Annotated in this window: 15 protein-coding genes; 4 read left to right on the top strand and 11 right to left on the bottom strand. The window is 68.0% G+C overall.

Translation table 11 applies throughout. The features are described from left to right. Positions 1 to 184: 184 nt before the first annotated feature. A complete protein-coding gene (locus tag GV007_RS11700) occupies positions 185 to 1,216 on the bottom strand; it encodes a zinc-binding dehydrogenase (protein WP_160072758.1) in 1,032 nt (343 codons plus the stop codon). Positions 1,217 to 1,352: 136 nt separating this feature from the next. Between GV007_RS11700 and GV007_RS11695 the strand changes: the two genes are divergently transcribed. The 3 genes from GV007_RS11695 to GV007_RS11685 are packed head-to-tail and all read left to right on the top strand — an operon-like array spanning position 1,353 to position 5,088. Next, positions 1,353 to 2,897: an FGGY-family carbohydrate kinase gene (locus GV007_RS11695; protein WP_160072756.1), complete on the top strand. Its 1,545-nt coding sequence runs from the start codon at positions 1,353 to 1,355 to the stop codon at positions 2,895 to 2,897. Continuing rightward, positions 2,894 to 3,757 (top strand): HAD-IIA family hydrolase, encoded by an 864-nt coding sequence (locus GV007_RS11690; RefSeq protein WP_160072754.1) that lies wholly within the window; start codon positions 2,894 to 2,896, stop codon positions 3,755 to 3,757. Before GV007_RS11695 ends, GV007_RS11690 begins: the two co-directional genes overlap by 4 nt. Further along, positions 3,754 to 5,088: an iron-containing alcohol dehydrogenase gene (locus GV007_RS11685; RefSeq protein ID WP_160072752.1), complete on the top strand. Its 1,335-nt coding sequence runs from the start codon at positions 3,754 to 3,756 to the stop codon at positions 5,086 to 5,088. Before GV007_RS11690 ends, GV007_RS11685 begins: the two co-directional genes overlap by 4 nt. A gap of 220 nt (positions 5,089 to 5,308) precedes the next feature. Here the strand turns inward: GV007_RS11685 and GV007_RS11680 are convergent, their stop codons facing one another. Together GV007_RS11680 and GV007_RS11675 are read right to left on the bottom strand one after the other, a co-directional pair. Further along, positions 5,309 to 6,706, bottom strand: a complete 1,398-nt coding sequence (locus GV007_RS11680) for a dihydrolipoamide acetyltransferase family protein (RefSeq protein ID WP_160072750.1) — start codon at positions 6,704 to 6,706, stop codon at positions 5,309 to 5,311. A gap of 19 nt (positions 6,707 to 6,725) precedes the next feature. After that, complete coding sequence (locus tag GV007_RS11675; RefSeq protein WP_160072748.1) at positions 6,726 to 8,894, bottom strand: alpha-ketoacid dehydrogenase subunit alpha/beta; 2,169 nt, start codon at positions 8,892 to 8,894, stop codon at positions 6,726 to 6,728. A 195-nt stretch (positions 8,895 to 9,089) separates the two neighbouring features. On the opposite strand from GV007_RS11675, the gene GV007_RS11670 reads away from it, so the two are divergent. Beyond that, complete coding sequence (locus GV007_RS11670) at positions 9,090 to 9,842, top strand: GntR family transcriptional regulator (RefSeq protein ID WP_201297676.1); 753 nt, start codon at positions 9,090 to 9,092, stop codon at positions 9,840 to 9,842. A 147-nt stretch (positions 9,843 to 9,989) separates the two neighbouring features. On the opposite strand, the gene GV007_RS11665 is transcribed toward GV007_RS11670, so the two are convergent. The 8 genes from GV007_RS11665 to sdhD all read right to left on the bottom strand — a co-directional run bounded on the left by GV007_RS11665 (position 9,990) and on the right by sdhD (position 17,816). Beyond that, positions 9,990 to 10,754 (bottom strand): HAD-IA family hydrolase, encoded by a 765-nt coding sequence (locus GV007_RS11665; RefSeq protein WP_160072744.1) that lies wholly within the window; start codon positions 10,752 to 10,754, stop codon positions 9,990 to 9,992. Continuing rightward, entirely contained in the window at positions 10,751 to 11,623 is an 873-nt protein-coding gene (locus GV007_RS11660; protein WP_160072742.1) for a class II fructose-bisphosphate aldolase, read from the bottom strand. The genes GV007_RS11665 and GV007_RS11660 overlap by 4 nt, the downstream gene beginning before the upstream one ends. A gap of 108 nt (positions 11,624 to 11,731) precedes the next feature. After that, on the bottom strand, positions 11,732 to 12,376 hold the full coding sequence (gene dhaL, locus GV007_RS11655) for a dihydroxyacetone kinase subunit DhaL (protein ID WP_160072740.1): 645 nt from the start codon (positions 12,374 to 12,376) through the stop codon (positions 11,732 to 11,734). Beyond that, entirely contained in the window at positions 12,373 to 13,374 is a 1,002-nt protein-coding gene (gene dhaK / locus GV007_RS11650) for a dihydroxyacetone kinase subunit DhaK (RefSeq protein ID WP_160072738.1), read from the bottom strand. The genes dhaL and dhaK overlap by 4 nt, the downstream gene beginning before the upstream one ends. 178 nt (positions 13,375 to 13,552) lie before the next feature. Next, complete coding sequence (locus GV007_RS11645) at positions 13,553 to 14,614, bottom strand: YihY/virulence factor BrkB family protein (protein ID WP_160072736.1); 1,062 nt, start codon at positions 14,612 to 14,614, stop codon at positions 13,553 to 13,555. Positions 14,615 to 14,736: 122 nt separating this feature from the next. After that, the gene (locus tag GV007_RS11640; protein ID WP_104243064.1) at positions 14,737 to 15,498 is read right to left on the bottom strand and encodes a succinate dehydrogenase iron-sulfur subunit; all 762 of its coding nucleotides are present in this window, start codon (positions 15,496 to 15,498) and stop codon (positions 14,737 to 14,739) included. Positions 15,499 to 15,513: 15 nt separating this feature from the next. Next, positions 15,514 to 17,316, bottom strand: coding sequence for a succinate dehydrogenase flavoprotein subunit (gene sdhA, locus GV007_RS11635; protein ID WP_104243062.1), 1,803 nt, complete (start codon positions 17,314 to 17,316; stop codon positions 15,514 to 15,516). A 56-nt stretch (positions 17,317 to 17,372) separates the two neighbouring features. Beyond that, positions 17,373 to 17,816, bottom strand: coding sequence for a succinate dehydrogenase, hydrophobic membrane anchor protein (gene sdhD / locus GV007_RS11630; RefSeq protein WP_181058009.1), 444 nt, complete (start codon positions 17,814 to 17,816; stop codon positions 17,373 to 17,375). Positions 17,817 to 17,821 lie beyond the last annotated feature (5 nt).

The raw sequence follows: 17,821 nt of genomic DNA, 5'->3' as shown, positions 1-17,821 counted from the left end.
CATATCGCTAGTGTTCTGAATTCAGTTGTTTATTGCAAGACGGGGCACCCTTGGTGGCGTGTCGCGGGCTTCATAATGAGACTTTTTTGCGGGTGATTGCAGCTTGCAAAGGTTGCAATTCAATTGTCCGAATTCCCCGGGTCGATAGTTGGAGAATTCCCCATGCCTGGTGAATGGCGTTCACTTAGTCGTGGATGCGGAAGACGACCTTGACGCCTCTCGCGACGAGGTCCATCCCTTCTTGCCAGTCCTCCAGGGCGAGCTCGCGCCCGATGACGGCTTCCGTGTCGACGCGACCCTGTCCCATCAGTCGCAGTGCTGTGCGGTAGCTCGACGGACGCTTCCCCCGTGATCCCTTGAGGGTCAGCTCTCGGTTCACGACGGCGTCGATGTCGAAGTCCGGGTTGCGCTTGTAGAACGCCACCATGACGAGCTCGCCGCCCTTCGCGAGTAGCTCGAGTGCGCTCTCTGCGACCTCCGCGCTGCCGGAGCATTCGAACACGGCCGCCGCGCCGAGTCCGCCCGTGAGCGACTTCACGAGCTCGGCGACCGATTCGCTCTCGCTGTTCACGACGTGCGGAATCCCCATCTCCAGTGCGCGGTCGAGCGTCTCCCGGTGCCGGCTGCGCCCCACGAGGATCGGCGTCGCGCCGACCGCCAGGGCCGCGAGTGCTGTCAACTGGCCGACCGCCCCCGGTCCCGTCACGACGACGACCTCGCCGGCGAGCGGCGCGGAGCGCTCGACGACGGCGTGGACGGAGACGGCGAGGGGTTCCGTCAGCGCGGCCGCTCGCAGGCTCACCCCCGGTGGCAGCGCGTGCACTGCGCGTTCGGGCATCGCGATGCGATCCGCCAGCGCACCGTCGGTCGTCGTGCCGATGCCCTTGCGCTTCGCGCAGCGGTTGTACTGCTCGGACCTGCAGTAGGTGCACTGCATGCAGAGCACGGCATCCGTCTCGAAGGTGACCCGAGTGCCGATCTGCAGGTCGGCACGCACGACCCCGTCGCCGAGTGCGACGATGGTGCCGGATGCTTCATGGCCCAGGATGCGCGGGGTGTGCTGGTCGCCTGCGCTGTCGATCGCGTGACGGTCGGTGCCGCAGACGGCGCCGTAGGCCACGTCGATGAGCACGGCGTCATCGGCGATGCTCGGCTCCTTCACGTCGCGCAGTTCAACAGCCCCGGCGGCTGGGGAGAACTTGAGGAGAGCTTTCATGCTCTGATCCTGGCAAGGACCGACGGAAAGTACAAGCATGTACAAGACTGTGCATGGCTAGACAAGTTCGGTCAGGTGTATTACTGTCACGAGCGACAGGCCAGCACTGGCACCTCAATGGAGAGGAACACCCCCAATGACCTCGTACCTTCTCGGCATCGACGCGGGAACATCCGTCATCAAGGCCGCCGTCTTCGACGAACGCGGCACGGAGCTCAGCAGAGGCGCCGCGAACGTGCCCATCTCGAACCCGAAGTCCTACGAGGCCGAAGAGGACATGGAGACCGTCTGGATCGCCGCCACCACGGCCATCCGCGACGCCATCACCGGCAGTGCGGTCCGGCCCCGCGAGATAATCGCGATCTCCGTCACCGGCCAAGGCGACGGCAGCTGGCTCATCGACAAGAACGGCAAGCCGGCAGGTCCCGCCATCCTCTGGACCGACGGCCGCACCGGCAGCATCATCGACGACTGGTACGCCGACGGCACCGTCACGAAGCAGTTCGACATCAGCGGCACCGGCCCCTATGCCGGCACGGCGTCTGCCATCCTCCGCTGGCGCCGCGACAACCAGCGCGAACTCCTCGAAGGGGCCACGCAGCTGTGGTGCAAGGACTGGATCGAGTACCGCCTCACCGGCGACATCTCCACCGATGCCTCCGACGCCAGCCTCTCCGGCATCGACGCACGCACTCGCCAATGGTCCGACGAGGTCCTCCGGACGTGGGGCATCGAGGACATCAAGCACGTCCTGCCCAAGATCAAGTCCTCCACCGACCTCGCAGGCGAGATCACCGAAGAGGCGGCCGGTGTCACCGGACTCATCGCGGGTACTCCTGTCTACAAGGGGCAGATGGACATCACGGCGTCCTCGCTCGGCGTCGGCGTCGCCCGCCCAGGCGACTGCATGGCCGTGATCGGCACCGCCGGCATCGTCACCGTCGCGACCGACACTCTCGAGCACGGCTTCGAGCCGGCAGACTCCGGCTGGGTCATCCCGCACAGCCCGGACACGTGGATCCGTGCCATGGGCATGAACTTCTGCACGCCCAACCTCGACTGGTTCCTCGCCGAGCTCGGCGCGGCCTTCTCGCTCGAGGCTCGCGGCAAGAACATCGACATCTTCGACTACCTCGACGAGGTCGTCACCGAGACCCCCGTCGGCGCCGATGGGGTTCTGTACCACGGCTACCTCGCGCCGGGCGGCGAGCGCGCCCCCTTCGTGAAGCCCAGCGCCCGCGGCTCCTTCAACGGCATCACCGGCTCCCACACGCGCCGCCACATGCTGCGCGCCGTCTACGAGGGTGTCGCCTACGGCATCCGCGACTGCCTCGACTCCATCCCGACCGAGGTCAAGACCGTCCGCATGGCCGGGGGTGGCGCGAACAGCGCCGTCTGGTGCCAGATCTTCGCGGACGTGCTCGGGCGGACGATCATCGTCCCGGCGGGCACTGAGTTCGGTGCCAAGGGTGCCGCCATCGTCGCGGGCGTCGGAGCCGGCGTCTTCGCGTCCTATGCGGAGGGCGCCGACGCGACCGTCAACATCGTCCGCACGTACGAGCCCAACCGCGACAACACGAAGATCTACGACCGCTTCTTCCCCGTCTACCGCAGCATCCGCACCGCGATGCTGCCCATCTGGGACGAGCTGCAGGCGGCGACCAGGGCCGACGAGCAGTGAGAGCCGACGTCCCAGACGCGTACCTCTTCGACCTCGACGGCACGATCTACCTCGGCGGCGGTCTCCTCCCCGGGGCGAGAGATACCGTCATCGGGCTCCGGGAAGCGGGAGCCACGGTGCTGTTCTGCAGCAACAACCCCACCAAGACGCCGGGGGACTACGCAGAGAAGCTCACCGCCCTCGGCATCCCCACCGACGAGCGCGACGTATACACGAGCCTCGTGGCGACCATCGAGTGGATCACCCGTCACCGGCCGGGCGCGACGGTGTTTCCCATCGGCGAGCAGCCGCTCCTCGGCGCGCTCATCGCTGCGGGCATCACCGTGAGCGAGGACCCGGAGGCGATCGACCTCGTCGTCGCCTCCTACGACCGCCACTTCGACTATCGAAAGCTGCAGATCGCGTTCGATGCCATCTGGATGCACAAGCGTGCCGAGCTCGTCGCCACCAACCCCGACCGGTACTGCCCGTTCCCGGGCGGCAGGGGGGAGCCGGATGCGGCCTGCGTGACGGCGGCCATCGAGGCAGGCACGGGCACCCGCTGCGTCGCGGTCTTCGGCAAGCCGAGCGTCGACTTCTTCGACGTCATCGCGGGCGCCCGCGGGCTCGACCCGCAGCGCACCGTGATGGTCGGCGACCGGCTCGCGACCGACATGGCGTTCGGGAGGGCCTGGGGTGCCGGCACGGCGCTGGTGCTCACGGGCGAGGCGCAGCCCGGCGATGCCGAGCTCGCACCGAACGCCGAGCGGCCGCACGTGGTGCTGTCTGGCATCGGCCAACTCGTGGACCTGCACCATTCAGGGGCCTGGAGCAGGCTCGAACGCGACCTGGCCACAACTGAACAGGAGGCCGCGGCATGACGGCAGCACTGCAGGCATACGCACTCGAGGCCTCCGGCGGAGACCTCCGGGTGCTCCGCTACGAAGCGGATGTACGCCTCGCGGTCGGCCGCGTGCTGCGAGATCTCGGCCTGCCGGACGGCGCCGACGTCGCGCTGCTCGCGGACGCCGCGCAGAAGCTCACCTCGACGGGCGAGCTCGGCGAGGAGGTCACGGCTGCGCTCGCCGCGGCGGGATACCTCGTGAGGCGCCCGGTCCTGGAGATCGGCGGGCACGGGCTGGTCCTCGACGAGGCTACCGTCGCGAGCGCTGCATCCGCGGTGAGTGGCGCACGGGCGGTGGTCACCGTCGGCTCCGGAACCGTCACCGATCTCGGCAAGGCGGTCGCGCCGGCGGGGGTGCTGCTCGTCGCGGTGCAGAGCGCGCCCTCCGTCAACGGCTTCGCCGACTCGCTCAGCGTGCTCGTGCGCGGCGGGGCGAAGTCCACGACGCCCACGCGGTGGCCGGACGCGCTCCTCATCGATGCGGATGCCCTCGACCGTTCACCGGCCCGCCTCGTGGCTGCCGGTGTCGGCGACGCGGTTGCCATCGGCTGCTCCGGCGCCGACTGGCTGCTCGCGTCCGCCCTGCAGGGCACGCAGGCCGACGCGGCTGCGCTCGTGCCGATCCGTGACGCCGTCGCTCGCCTCGCCGCTGGGGCGCACGCCCCCGGTGCCATGCCCGCGCTGGTTGACGCGCTCACCGTCGGAGGCCTCATCATCGGCGCACTCGGCACGACCGCGCCGCTCTCGGGCAACGAGCATCTCCTCAGCCACATCCTCGACATGTCCGCCATGGCACAGGACCAGCCGCACGACCTGCACGGCGCGCAGGTCGGGGTGGCGACGGTGCTCAGCGCGGCGCTGTGGGATGTCGCGCTCAGCGACGGGCTCGTGCGCCTCGCACCCGGCTCCGCGTATCCCGACGACCTCGAGGAGCGGGTCAGCGAGGTCTGGTCGCGGGTCGATGCGAGCGGCCACCTGGGCGCCACGTGCGCCGCCAACGTCGAGCGCAAGCGTGCGCTCTGGCAGGGCGGCGACGGGCTCGCACCAGGCGTGCTCGCCGAGGTGAGGGCGCAGCTCGTCACGCCGGAGGCGATCGTCGGCACGCTGCGCGCATGGGGTGCGCCGACTCGCCTCCGCGAGCTGACGCCGGCCGTCGACGCCGAGACGGCGAGGTGGGCGCTGTCCGCGCTGCCGTTCATGCGCGATCGGCTGACGCTGGCAGACCTCCTCGTGGTCGGCGGAGCCTGGACTGACGAGTTCCTGGACAAGGTCATCGCCAGGGCAGAATCGGCTGGCGGCGGGCTGTAGAGACTTCGCGCCGACTTTCTCGAGGGAAAGGGCCACGCGGCGCGCAGGGACGAAGGGCCGGACATTCCACGGTGTCCGGCCCTTCTTCGCGCCCTGGGCGCACCCGTCGCCCACGAGTGTGCGCGCACAGCAGGAGGGGCGGACACCGATCGGTGTCCGCCCCTCCTGTTCGGCCGGTTCCCTGGCGGGGTGTGGCCTCGCCCGGGGAAGGAGCCCCGGGCTAGATGAGGAGACCCAGCGGCTTCTCGATCAGCTCGCGGAGTCTGGCGAGCCACCTGGCGGCGATGATGCCGTCGACCGGCCTGTGGTCGACCGACAGCGTCACGGTGACGACGGTGCCGACTCCGAGCGTGTCGTCGTCGAGCACAACCGGCACCTTGCGCGCCGCGCCGACGGCGAGGATCGCTGAGTGCGGCGGATTGATGATGGCCGAGAATGCGTCGACGCCGAACATGCCGAGGTTGGTCACCGAGATGGCGCCACCCTGCAGCTCGCTCTGCTGGAGCCGACCCTCGTTGGCACGCGCCACCGCGTCCTTCACCTTCGCCGCGAGGGCGCCGATGCTGAGCGCCCCGGCGTCCGCGATGACGGGCGTCACGAGTCCGCGCTCGCTGGCCACCGCGACCGCCACATCCTGGGTCGCGAAGGACACCACGGCGTCCGGGGTCCAGATCACATTGAGCTCAGGCACGTCCCGGAGCGCCAGGGCGGCGGCCTTCACGAAGAGGTCGTTGACGGAGATGCGGACCTCGCTCGCCTCGTTGAGCTGTGTGCGCAGGGCAAGCAGCTCGTCGACGCGCAGCGTCGCCTCGAGGTAGAAGTGAGGGGCGTCGCGCTTCGAGGTCTGGAGGCGGTTCGCGATGAGCCTGCGCAGCTTGCTGTGCGGCGTCGCCTCCCCTCCCTCTGGGAGCTCGATGTCGGCAGCTGGCGTGGGTGCCGGCTGTGCGGCGGCGGGCTGAGGCGCAGCGGCCGGTGCGGCCGGGGCCGCGGCGGATGCGCGTGCCCGTTCGACATCGTCGCGTACGATCCGCCCGTTCGGTCCCGTGCCGTCGAGGTTCTCGATCGACAGCCCGTACTCCTTCGCGAGGCGACGAGCGAGGGGGCTTGCGAAGATGCGCCCGCCCTTCGGCTCCGGGGCGCAGGATCTGCCGGTCGCGCCGGTCGAGCCGGTCGCGCACGATGCGTCGGCGGCGGAGCCCGTGGATGCGTCGTCCTGCGCCGCATCGGCCGACACCGGGGCCGGGTTCACGGGGGCGGCCTCGTCCTCGGCGACCGACGCAGACGCGGCGGTCGCCGCTGGCGCGCTCGGCACGACCTCGACGGTGGCCGGGGCGCCGCTGAGCTGGGCGGCGAGCTCGGCGGCTGCCGAGGGGTCCTCGCCGACGGCGAGGACGATCGCGATGGGGTCCCCGACGGGAACCATGTCACCGACCTCGGCGAGGAGCGTGTGCACGACGCCGTCGAGCTCTGCGACGATGTCGACGACCGCCTTCTCTGTCTCAACTGCGGCGACGGCTTCGCCCTTCTTGACCGAAGCGCCGGCTGCGACGAGCCAGTTCTCGAGTGCGGCTTCATCGGAGTCGGCGGAGACTCCGGGCATCCTGAGGAATGTTGCCATGTCAGGTTCTCTCTCTCGCTCAGAAGGCCTTGAGGGCCGCGACGATGTCGGCCGTCGTGGCGTTCGCGGCTTCTTCGAGCGCCTTGGAAATGCTCGGGGATGCCTCGCCGCCGTGGACTCGCGCGACGGGGGCGTCGAGCCAGTCGAAGAGGCGCTGCTGGATGGCGTCTGCGAGCCAGGCACCGTAGGAGGTGCCCTGTGCGCCCTGCTCGACGATGACGACGCGGTTCGTCTTCCTGATGGAGGCCTCGAGCGTGTCCCAGTCGATGCTGGCGCGGTCGAGCCAGCGGAGGTCGATGACCTCGCCGTCGATGCCGGACTCCTCGACGGCGTCCAGTGCGCGCTTCACCATCGAGAGGTACGAGATGACTGTCACACCGGATCCCTCGCGCCGCACAGCGGCCTTGCCGAGGGGGAGCTCGTAGTCGAGATCCTTCGGCGCGAGGCCCTCTGTCTTGTACAGGTCGGCGTCGTGCTCGAGCACGGCGACCGGGTCCTTCGTGCGCATGGCCGTGTTCAGGAGGCCGACGTAGTCGATGGCCGTCGACGGGGCGATGATGCGCCAGCCGACGGAGGTGGCGAGGATGCCGGCCGGGTCCATGGAGTGCTGCGAGCCGTATCCGGTCGACGTGCCGATCTTGATGCGCAGGATGAGCGGCATGTCGTGCTCGCCGCCGAACATGTGGCGGGCCTTGCCGATCTGGTTGAAGAGCTGGTCAGCGGCCACCCAGAGGAAGTCGGCGTACATGAGCTCGATGACCGGGTAGTAGCGGCCGTCGAGCGCGATGCCCCCGCCGAGGCCCGTGAACGCGGCCTCGCTGATCGGGGTGCCGAGCACGCGGCCCGGGTACTTCTCCGCGAGTCCCTTGGTGGCGCCGCGGGAACCGCCGCTGAGCTTGTGCACGTCTTCGCCGAGCACGATGACGCTGTCGTCCGTCTCCATGCGGCGGTCCATGACGGCCGCGACGACGTCGACGAACTTGCGCTTCTCGAGCTCGTCCTCGGCGAAGTCGCCCCATTCCTTCACATCGCCCGTGAACTCCGGAGCCTCGCCGCGGATGCCGATGTCGATGAAGTCCGTCGATGGCCACAGGCTCTGCTTGATCTGCAGCTTGCCCGGGCGACCGGAGGCGTCGGGCTCGACGATGCGAGAGCCCACCTCGGTCATGACCTCCTTGATGCGGCCGGCCAGGCTGTCGAGCTGCTCACGCGTCGCGATGCCCCGCCGTTCGAGGTGCGCCTCGACGAGTGCGATGGGGTCGCGGTCACGCCAGCCCTGCTCCTCGTCTTTCGAGCGGTAGCCGAACGCGCTGCCCGGGAATGGGCCGTTCTGGTGGAAGTAGCGGTAGGTGTCCGCTTCGATGATCGCGGGCCCCTCGCCTGCTCGCATGTGCTCGAGGGCCTGCTGCGTGGCGAGGTAGACGGCGAGTGTGTCCTGTCCGTCGACGCGCCAGCTGCGGATGCCGAAGCCCTGGCCGCGGCCGGAGAGTCGGGATTCGCCTGTCGCTTCCTCGACGGTCGTCGAGACCGCGTACTGGTTGTTCTCGATGAAGAAGAGCGTCGGCAGCTTCCAGGCGGCGGCGAGGTTGAACGCCTCGAGCACGGAGCCGATGTTCGCGGCGCCGTCGCCGAAGTACGTGACGGCGGCGGCATCGGTACCGGCGTGCTTGTCGGCCCACGCGAAGCCGGTCGCGAATGGCACCGCGCCGCCGACGATGGCGTTTGTGCCCATGGCGCCGGCTTCCTTCCACTGCAGGTGCATGGAGCCGCCGCGGCCCTTGCAGTAGCCGTCCTTGAGGCCGGCGATCTCCGCGAGGCTGCGGTAGAGAACGTCGACCACTTCGGGGCTCAGCTCGTCGTCAACGGAGAAGCCCGTCGGCTGCACGTATCCGAAGACCTTGGCGAGGAACTGGTGGTGGCCTCGGTGCGAGCCGTTGACCTGGTCGGCCGGGGTCAGGGGGACGCAGGAGCCGACGGCGCCGCCTTCCTGGCCGATCGAGGAGTGGGCAGGGCCGTTGATGAGCTTCTGGCCGGCGAGGTTGAGGACTTCCTCCTCGAAGGCTCGCACGAGGTGCAGCTGTACTGCGAAGTTCTGCAGGAGTTCCGGGGTTGCGTCGTCCCAGTCCTCCTGGGTGGTCTCCAGCTGGACCCAACTCACGTTCGGCTTGAGGTTCTTGATGGTAGACATCGAGTGTGTGATCCTCCGCTCGTGAGCTCCCTGGCGGGGAGCTCATCTGTCTGGGCGACAGCGCTGCACTGCGCTTCCCAGTTGTCTGTACATGCACGGTCCTGGCTTCACATAGGATTGGCCGGGCGAGCCATGAACAGAACCTACTGTACATGGCTAGACATGTATATGCATCTAAGGGACGTTGGTGAAACCGTGGCCGATCAAGGACTCAGCGGAGAGACGCTCGACAGAAATGCGGCAGTCCCGCTCTACGTGCAGCTCGCTGACGTGCTGCGTTCGAAGATCCAGAGCGGAGACTGGAAGCCTGATCAGCGCATTCCCTCCGAGAATGAGCTGAACCAGATCTACGGCATCAGCCGGATGACCGCGCGGAACGTGCTCTCCAAGCTGGTCGACGAGGGACTCCTGTTCAGGGTCCACGGCAAGGGCACGTTCGTGGCACATCAGAAGATCAGCACGAAGTCGCCGTCCTATCAGGGGATCCGCGAGCAGCTCGAGCAGCAGGGCTTCGCGACCCGCACCGAGATGCTCGAGCTCGAGCGAATCGATGGGGGAGGCCGCATCGGACAGATCCTCGGCATCGGTGAGACCGAGAGCCTCTTCATGGTGCGCAGGCTCCGCTACGCGGAAGACGAGCCCATCAGCATCCACGAGTCGTACGTGCCAGAGCGACTCGCACCCAAGCTGCTCGAAGCCGACCTCGTCACGCGCCAGCTCTGCACGGTGCTGGAAGAAAACCATCAGCTGCGGATGGCGAACGTCATCGAGACGCTCGAATCGTCGGTGCCGTCGAAGTCCACGCTCACGACGCTCAAGGCGCGAACCGGCACCCCTGTGCTGCTGCTCGAGCAGCGCATCTCGAACGACGACGGAACGCCCTTCGAGTTCACCCGCATCCTGTTCCGCGGCGACAAGGTTCGGCTGGAGTTCTCCTACTCGCTCTGACTCAGCGGATGCGGCAGCCGCACGCGACACGAACGGGCCCCGACCGGGGAGGAGCATCCATCCTCGGTCGGGGCCCGTTCTTCTTCGTGCGGGGTCTCTGCGGGCACCGCCTGTCGGAGAGTCAGGTCTCGTGCGCCTCGCACGGCATCACGCCGCCAGTGCTGCCTCCAGCGAGGCGACGGTGATGGTCCCGTCGGCGCGCGTGAGGTCAGCGCCGCGCAGTGTGGTCGACGGGGCGCCGGCCTCGCCGAGGTCGGAGACGACGCTCGTCGCGGCGGGGAAGTCGTCGTCCGCCGTGAAGTGGCTGACCGTGACGATGTGCGCCAGGCCTGCCGCGGCGGCGGCCTGTGCGCCGCCCCACGAATCCTCGATGACCACCGCCTCGTCCTTCGCGAGCCCGAGCGTGTCGAGCGTGAGGAGGTAGATGTCCGGGGCCGGCTTCTTCGCGGGAACGACGTCTCCGGCGAAGACACCGGCAAGACGTGACCGCAGGTCTGCGCCGATCACGGTATCGAGCACGGCCTCCACGCTGCCGAGTGCAGAGGTGGACGCCACCGCGACGACCCAGCCCGCATCCAGCGCCTCCGCGATGAGGCGGCGCACGCCGGGGCGGCCGGGCACGCTGCCTGAGCCCATGATCTCCACGTACGCCGCCGACTTTCGCCGGTGCACATCCGCGACGAGTGCATCCAGCTCGGCCGAGTCGGCGGGGGTGAACTCGGGGTGCTCACCCAGGTAGGCCTTGAAGCGCTCCTTGCCACCGCCCACTCGCAGCAGCTCGCCGTACTCGTCGGCGCTCCACTGGAAGCCGAGCCCGAGCTCGTCGAAGACCCGGTTGAAGGCGACGAGGTGACCGTTGAGCTCCGTGTCGGCGAGGACCCCATCGCAGTCGAGGATCAGCGCGCGCGTCATGCCGCTGCCCCGTTCGCCTTGTCGCGGCTGCCGAAGAGGTCGATGTGCTCGGTGACGGTCGCCGTGACCGCCTCGACCTGATCTGCGAAGAGCTTCACCGGCTCCCACTTCCCGCTCGCCTCGGCGGCGACGAGGTGGCGGTGCGCCGAGTGCAGGTAGGCGAGCTTGAGTGCCGTGGAGATGTTGATCTTCGAGGTTCCCGAGGCGATGAAGCGAGCGAAATCGTCGGCCGAGAGGCCGGTGCCGCCGTGCAGCACGATCGGGATGTCGGTGCGGCTCGCGAACTCGGACGCCCGCTCGAAGAGCAGCGTCGGGTTGGCCGTGTAGAGGCCGTGGGCCGTGCCCAGCTGCGGGGCCAGCAAGTCCGTGCCCGTGTCGTTCGCCACCTCGAGCAGCGTGTCGACCGAGTAGGCGTGCGTCGCCTCGTCAGAGCCGACGCCGTCTTCCACGCCGACGATGTTCTCGATCTCCGACTCGACGTCGACGCCTGCGGCGTGCGCCTCCTGGACGACCTCGCGGGTCTCTGCCCACGCCTGGTCGAGACCGCGGTCGGAGGCGTCGAAGAGCACGGAGCTCCAGCCTTGCGCGATCGCCTCGGTGATGACGGCGCGGTCGGGGCAGTGGTCGAGGTGCAGCGCGACCGGCACGTCGACGGCGTCAGCGGCGATGCGCGCGGCGGCGGCGAGCTGCGCGGCGCCGACGACCTTGAGTGTCTTGACGGACGTCTGCAGGATGATCGGCGAGTTCGCGGCCTGCGCCGCGGCCACCGTGGCCTGCAGCGAGAGCTGGTCGACGATGTTGACGGCGGGAATCGCATACCCGCCAGCCCGGGCGGCGGCAGCGAGCCGTCGCGTGCTTGCGAAGGTCATGGTGTTCTCCTACGTGGTTGGGTCGGCGCGTGAGGCCGCTGGGTTCGGTCGTGGAGCGAATGGGTTCCGAGGGTCACGGGTGAGGGCCCTGAGTTGGTCCGTCACCGGTCAGCTCCGGGACGCCGCCGTGCTGGCGGCGGTCGCGAGGATGATCGCCGTGGACTGGGCGCCGGGGTCTCGGTGCCCTCGGGAGCGCTCGCCCAGGTAGCTGGCACGCCCCTTCGTCGCGATGAGTGGCTCCGTGGCGACGGCACCTGCGGCAGCGGCCCGTGCCGCGGCCGACAGGGTCTCCGCCGGACCCGCTCCGGCGGCGGCGGCCGCCCTCGCCGCCTCGACCGCCGGGGTCCAGGCATCCACCATCGTCTTCTCGCCGGCATGCGCCTTGCCGCGTTTCATGAGGCTCTCGAGCGCGCTCTCGAGCATCGTCGCGACGCCAGTGCCGTCGAGTGGGAGCGTCGCGCACTTCGCCGCTCCGATGAAGACCGAGCCATACAGTGGGCCGGATGCGCCGCCGACGGTCGACATGAGGGTCTTGGCGGTGACGGCGAACACCTCCTTGACACTGATGGGGGTGCCGTCACCCACGGCGGTCGCTGCGGCCGCGAGGCCTCGACTCAGATTCTCTCCGTGGTCGCCGTCGCCGATGGCCCTGTCGAGCTCGATGAGCTCAGTGCGAGCCGTCATGACGTCGGCGGCCGCTGCCTGTACCCACGCGATCGCCCAGCCCGTGTCGAGCTCGTCGGTCCCGGTCATGCGCCCGCTCGCCATCCGCTCGTGTGGACGGGGGCATCGAACAGCTCGGTGAGCTCGTCGTCGAGGCGCAGGAGCGTGATGGAGGCGCCCTTCATCTCGAGTGAGGTGAAGTAGTTGCCCACGAGGCTGCGCTCGATGGTCACCCCGAGGCTGTCGAGGACATCGGCGGCGTGGTTGAAGAGGATGAACTGCTCGGAGAGGGGGGTTCCGCCGAGGCCGTTCACGAACAGCAGGACCCGGTCTCCAGAGGTGATCTTGAGGTCGCTGATCACACGCTCGAGGAGGATGTCGGTGATCTCGTCGGCCGTCGTCATCTCGCCGCGTCGAACCCCGGGCTCACCGTGCACGCCGATGCCGATCTCGATCTCGTTGGGTCCGAGATCGAACGATGGCCTGCCGACGGTGGGGACGGTGCACGCTTCGAGTGCGAGGCCCATCGTGCCCATGTTCGTGTTGGCCTTCTTGGCGATGCGGACCACATCCGCGAGGCCGTCGCCGCGTTCGGCTGCGGCCCCGGCCAGCTTCATCGTGACGATCGTGCCTGCGACGCCGCGGCGGCCTGCCGTGTAGGTCGAGTCCTCGACCGCGACGTCATCGTCGAGCACGACCGTCTCGACCTCGATGCCCTCGAGGTCGGCGAGCTCTGCGGCGGCCTCGAAGTTGAGGATGTCACCCGTGTAGTTGAGGACGAGGTGGACGACGCCGCGGCCCTGATCGGCGGAGCTCGTCGCCGCGAGGATCTGGTCGGGGGTGGGGGAGCTGAAGAACGCTCCCGGGGCGGCCGCGTCGAGCATCCCGGGGCCGACGTAGCCTCCGCCGAGCGGCTCGTGACCGGAGCCGCCGCCAGAGATGACGCCGACCTTGGGGGAGGAAGCGGGCACCGCCCTCGAGAAGTGCACGGGATCGGTGTGCAGGCTGACGAGCGACGAGTTCGCACGCGCGAATCCGCGCATGAATTCGTCGAGGACGGTCGCGGGTGCGTTGATCAGTTTCTTCACCGAATGCTCCTTTGCATCGTGGCGTACAGCTCGATCGTGACTACAAGTACATACAAGCATATTCAAGTATGTACATGTTGACGATCTCGCCGGATCCTTAGGTCAGCATACATGTCTATACAAGTATGTCCAACTTGGATCGTGATGCACGCGCACACGGTGCGCAGGAGGGCGGCGACTATTCTGCGCGATGCCTCAGCTCGCGCCCCTTCACGATGTCCTTCTCGATCTGCTCGAGGCGCTTGGCGCTGGCCTTCGTGTCACGTGGCGGCAGCTGGATGCTCTGCTCCGCCGCGATGCCGCCCCGCAGCTGCCGGACACGCTCGATCTCGGCGTCGCACTGCGCACCGAAGAGCAGGGCGAGGTTCACGATCCACAACCAGAGGAGCCCCACGATGACACCGGCGACGCTGCCGTAGAGGCGCTCGTAGCTGCTGAAATTCGCCACGTAGAAGAAGAAGCCGGCGCTCGCGACACCCGTCACGAAGAGCGCGATGAACGCGCCGAGCGTCATCCACTTGAACTTCGGCAGCTTGACGTTGGGCGTGCCGTAGAACAGGACGGCGATCATCACGATCACGACGAGCAGCACGATCGGCCACCTCGCGAAGCTCCACACGGTGAGCGACGCGTCGCCGAGACCGATGATGCCCCCGATCGCCGAGGCCACGGGTCCAGAGAGGGCGAGGATGGCGAAGATGACCAGCATGAGGAGCAGGAGGACGACCGTCCACAGCATCATGGTCGGGCGCAGCTTCCAGAAGGGCCTGCCCTCGTCGATCTCGTATACCGTGTTCATGGCGTGCGAGAAGCAGTTCACGTACCCCGACGCCGACCACAGAGCGCCGAGCAGACCGACGATGAACGCGGTGCCTGCGCCCTGCGACTCGCCCAGCTGCAGGACCGTGCTGCGCAGCGTCTCCGCGAACGTCGGGTCGGCGAGGTGGGTCGACATCTCGTCGATGAAGGACACTGCCGCGTCGGTCAGCCCGAAGAGGCCGATGACCGACATCAGCGCCAGGAGTGCGGGGAAGAGGCCGAGCAGCATGTAGAAGGTCAGCGCCGCGGCCAGTACCGTGCAGCGGTCACGGAGGAACTCCCGGATAGCGCGCATGAGGACGTACCGCCAGGCCGGGCCGACCACGTTCTTCAGCCCGTCTGGCTTGCGGGGGTCTCGCGCATCCGGAGCCGTCCGTTCCTTGACGACGCTGGTCTCATGGGCTGCCCCGGGGGTGGTCATAGAGGCAGGCTAGGCGCGAGCGGTGCCCGCGGCAGGGAGGGCGCGCGCTCGGCCACCACCTCGACGCGAGAAAGGGAGCAGCCGAATTCGGCTGCCCCCTTTCGCTGATGCTGACGTCGTGGCTACACGCGACCCTTCAGCATTGCCTGCTTGACCTCGGCGATCGCCTTCGTCACCTGGATGCCACGCGGGCAGGCCTCGGTGCAGTTGAAGGTCGTGCGGCAGCGCCAGACTCCCTCGCGGTCGTTGAGGATGTCGAGGCGGACCTTCGCGTCCTCGTCACGGGAGTCGAAGATGAAGCGGTGCGCGTTCACGATGGCGGCCGGGCCGAAGTACTGGCCGTCGGTCCAGAACACGGGGCACGACGTGGTGCATGCGGCGCACAGGATGCACTTGGTGGTGTCGTCGAAGCGCTCGCGGTCGGCAATCGACTGGAAGCGCTCCTTGCCCTTCTCCGGCTCGGCCTGAGCCTTCAGGAAGGGCTGCACCTCGCGGTACGCCTCGAAGAACGGCTCCATGTCGACGATGAGGTCCTTCTCGAGGGGGAGCCCCTTGATGGCCTCGACGTAGATGGGCTTCGAGATGTCGAGGTCCTTGACCAGCGTCTTGCACGCGAGGCGGTTGCGGCCGTTGATGCGCATCGCATCGGAGCCGCAGATGCCGTGTGCGCAGGAACGACGGAACGCGAGCGAGCCGTCCTGGTCCCACTTGATGCGGTGCAGGGCGTCGAGGATGCGGTCGGTCGGGTACATCTCGACATCGAACGCCTCCCAGTACGGCTCGGTGTCCGTCTCAGGGCTGTAGCGGCGCACGTTGAGCGTCACCGTGAACGGCTTGGGAGCCTCGATGGGCGCCTCGGGTGCTTCAGTCGTTGCAGCAGTCATTCTGTGAAGCCCTTCCTAGTACTTGCGCTCGGTCGGCTCGTAGCGCGTCACGCGCACGGGCTTCTTGTCGAGACGGATGTGGTCTGCGGGGTCGGGAGACTTCCGGTCGCCCGTCAGGTACGCCATGGTGTGGTGCATCCAGTTGACGTCGTCGCGCTTCGGGAAGTCGTCGCGCATGTGGCCGCCGCGGCTCTCCTCGCGGTTGAGGGCGCAGTACACGAGCACCTCGGCGAGGTCGAGCAGGAAGCCGAGCTCGATGCCCTCGAGCAGCTCCGTGTTGTAGCGCTTGCCCTTGTCGAAGACCGAGATCTCGGTGTACCGCTCGCGGAGGGAGTGGATGACCTTCGTCGCCTCGGTCAGCGTCTCCGAGGTGCGGAAGACCTGGGCGTTCTTGTCCATCGTCTCCTGCAGCTCACGACGCAGGCCGGCGACCGACTCGGTGCCGGTCGATGCCTGCAGGTCGTCGACCATGCCCTTGACGAACGCCGCTGCGTCGTCGGGCAGGGGAGCGAACTCGGCGGTCTTGACGTACTCGACGGCGTTGCGGCCGCTGCGCTTGCCGAAGACGTTGATGTCGAGCAGTGAGTTGGTGCCGAGACGGTTCGAGCCGTGCACCGAGACGCAGGCGCACTCGCCGGCCGCGTAGAGGCCGGGGATGACGGTCTCGTTGTCGGAGAGCACCTCTCCGGCGTTGTTCGTCGGGATGCCGCCCATCGCGTAGTGCGCGGTGGGGTACACGGGCACCGGCTCGGTGACGGGGTCGACGCCGAGGTAGGTGCGCGCGAACTCGGTGATGTCGGGCAGCTTCGTCTCAAGTACCTCAGCGCCGAGGTGGGTGCAGTCGAGGTACACGTAGTCCTTGTGCGGGCCTGCGCCGCGGCCGTCGAGCACTTCCTGCACCATGGAGCGAGCCACGATGTCGCGGGGCGCGAGGTCCTTGATGGTCGGTGCGTAACGCTCCATGAAGCGCTCGCCCGAGGCGTTGCGGAGGATGGCGCCCTCGCCGCGCGCGCCCTCGGTGAGGAGGATGCCGAGGCCGGCCAGTCCGGTGGGGTGGAACTGGTAGAACTCCATGTCCTCGAGGGGGAGGCCACGGCGCCAGACGATGCCCATGCCGTCACCCGTGAGGGTGTGCGCGTTCGAGGTCGTCTTGAAGACCTTGCCGAAGCCGCCCGTCGCGAAGATGAAGGCCTTGCCCTGGAAGACGTGCAGCTCGCCCGTCTTGAGCTCCAGCGCGACGATGGCCGCGGGGACCTCCTGGCCGTCGACCTCGGTCATCACGATGTCGAGCGCGTAGAACTCGTTGAAGAACTTGACGTTGTGCTTGACGCAGTTCTGGTACAGCGTCTGGAGGATCATGTGACCTGTGCGGTCAGCCGCGTAGCAGGCGCGGCGAACCGGCGCCTTGCCGTGGTCGCGCGTGTGGCCACCGAAGCGACGCTGGTCGATCTTGCCCTCCGGCGTGCGGTTGAAGGGCAGGCCCATGTTCTCGAGGTCGATGACCGCCTCGATGGCCTCCTTCGCGAGGATCTCCGCAGAGTCCTGGTCGACGATGTAGTCGCCGCCCTTGACGGTGTCGTACGTGTGCCACTCCCAGTTGTCGTCCTCGACGTTCGCGAGAGCCGCCGCCATGCCTCCCTGTGCCGCACCGGTGTGCGAGCGAGTCGGGTAGAGCTTCGTGACGACAGCCGTGTCAGCGCCCTGCGCGGCCTCGATGGCCGCGCGCATCCCGGCGCCGCCAGCGCCCACGATGACGATCTCGTGCTGGTGGTAGTGGACGCCGTCGACGGTGCGCGTCGGAGCGAGCTTCTCTGCCATATGTCTGTGGCTCTTCTTTCTGAGGTGGTGGAAGTCGTGTGGCCGAGCGGGGTCGGCTAGGCCGGGCAGAAGCTCGGCAGGTTCTCGGCTGCGCCGTTCGCGGGGCACGGGTCGAACGTGTAGATCACGAGGAGGCCGAGGACGATGAGCACCGTCGTGACGAGGAACAGCGTGACCTGCAGTGCGCGACGCGTGCTCGCCTTCGACACGTAGTCGTTGATGATCGTGCGCATGCCGTTGGCGCCGTGGATGAACGCGAGGACCAGCATGAGCGTGTCCCAGACCACCCAGAAGGGATCTGCCATCTTGCCGGCGACGAACGCGAAGTCGATGGCGGCGACGCCCTGTCCGACCATGAGGTTCGTGAAGAGGTGGCCGAAGATGAGGATGACGAGCAGCACGCCGGAGACGCGCATGAACGCCCAGCCGATTCGCTCCCAGTTGGTGCTGTTCTTGGCGGCAGCTGCTGAACGGGGGTACTCGATGGTTTCGATAGTCATGGCAG

The sequence above is a fragment of the Pseudoclavibacter sp. 8L genome (assembly GCF_902506465.1).
Lineage (GTDB): Bacteria > Actinomycetota > Actinomycetes > Actinomycetales > Microbacteriaceae > Pseudoclavibacter.
Note: the sequence above shows the minus strand (reverse complement) of the source record. Positions and strands in the feature narration are given on the sequence as shown.

Bases quoted from the DNA above. Each gene is read 5' to 3' on its own strand.
- dhaL (WP_160072740.1), bottom strand. From the start codon at position 12,376: ATGACCGGGACCGACGAGCTCGACACGGGCTGGGCGATCGCGTGGGTA.
- GV007_RS11695 (WP_160072756.1), top strand. From the start codon at position 1,353: ATGACCTCGTACCTTCTCGGCATCGACGCGGGAACATCCGTCATCAAG.
- GV007_RS11660 (WP_160072742.1), bottom strand. From the start codon at position 11,623: ATGACCTTCGCAAGCACGCGACGGCTCGCTGCCGCCGCCCGGGCTGGC.
- GV007_RS11675 (WP_160072748.1), bottom strand. From the start codon at position 8,894: ATGTCTACCATCAAGAACCTCAAGCCGAACGTGAGTTGGGTCCAGCTG.
- GV007_RS11700 (WP_160072758.1), bottom strand. From the start codon at position 1,216: ATGAAAGCTCTCCTCAAGTTCTCCCCAGCCGCCGGGGCTGTTGAACTG.
- GV007_RS11665 (WP_160072744.1), bottom strand. From the start codon at position 10,754: ATGACGCGCGCGCTGATCCTCGACTGCGATGGGGTCCTCGCCGACACG.
- sdhA (WP_104243062.1), bottom strand. From the start codon at position 17,316: ATGGCAGAGAAGCTCGCTCCGACGCGCACCGTCGACGGCGTCCACTAC.
- GV007_RS11685 (WP_160072752.1), top strand. From the start codon at position 3,754: ATGACGGCAGCACTGCAGGCATACGCACTCGAGGCCTCCGGCGGAGAC.
- sdhD (WP_181058009.1), bottom strand. From the start codon at position 17,816: ATGACTATCGAAACCATCGAGTACCCCCGTTCAGCAGCTGCCGCCAAG.
- GV007_RS11640 (WP_104243064.1), bottom strand. From the start codon at position 15,498: ATGACTGCTGCAACGACTGAAGCACCCGAGGCGCCCATCGAGGCTCCC.
- GV007_RS11645 (WP_160072736.1), bottom strand. From the start codon at position 14,614: ATGACCACCCCCGGGGCAGCCCATGAGACCAGCGTCGTCAAGGAACGG.
- GV007_RS11680 (WP_160072750.1), bottom strand. From the start codon at position 6,706: ATGGCAACATTCCTCAGGATGCCCGGAGTCTCCGCCGACTCCGATGAA.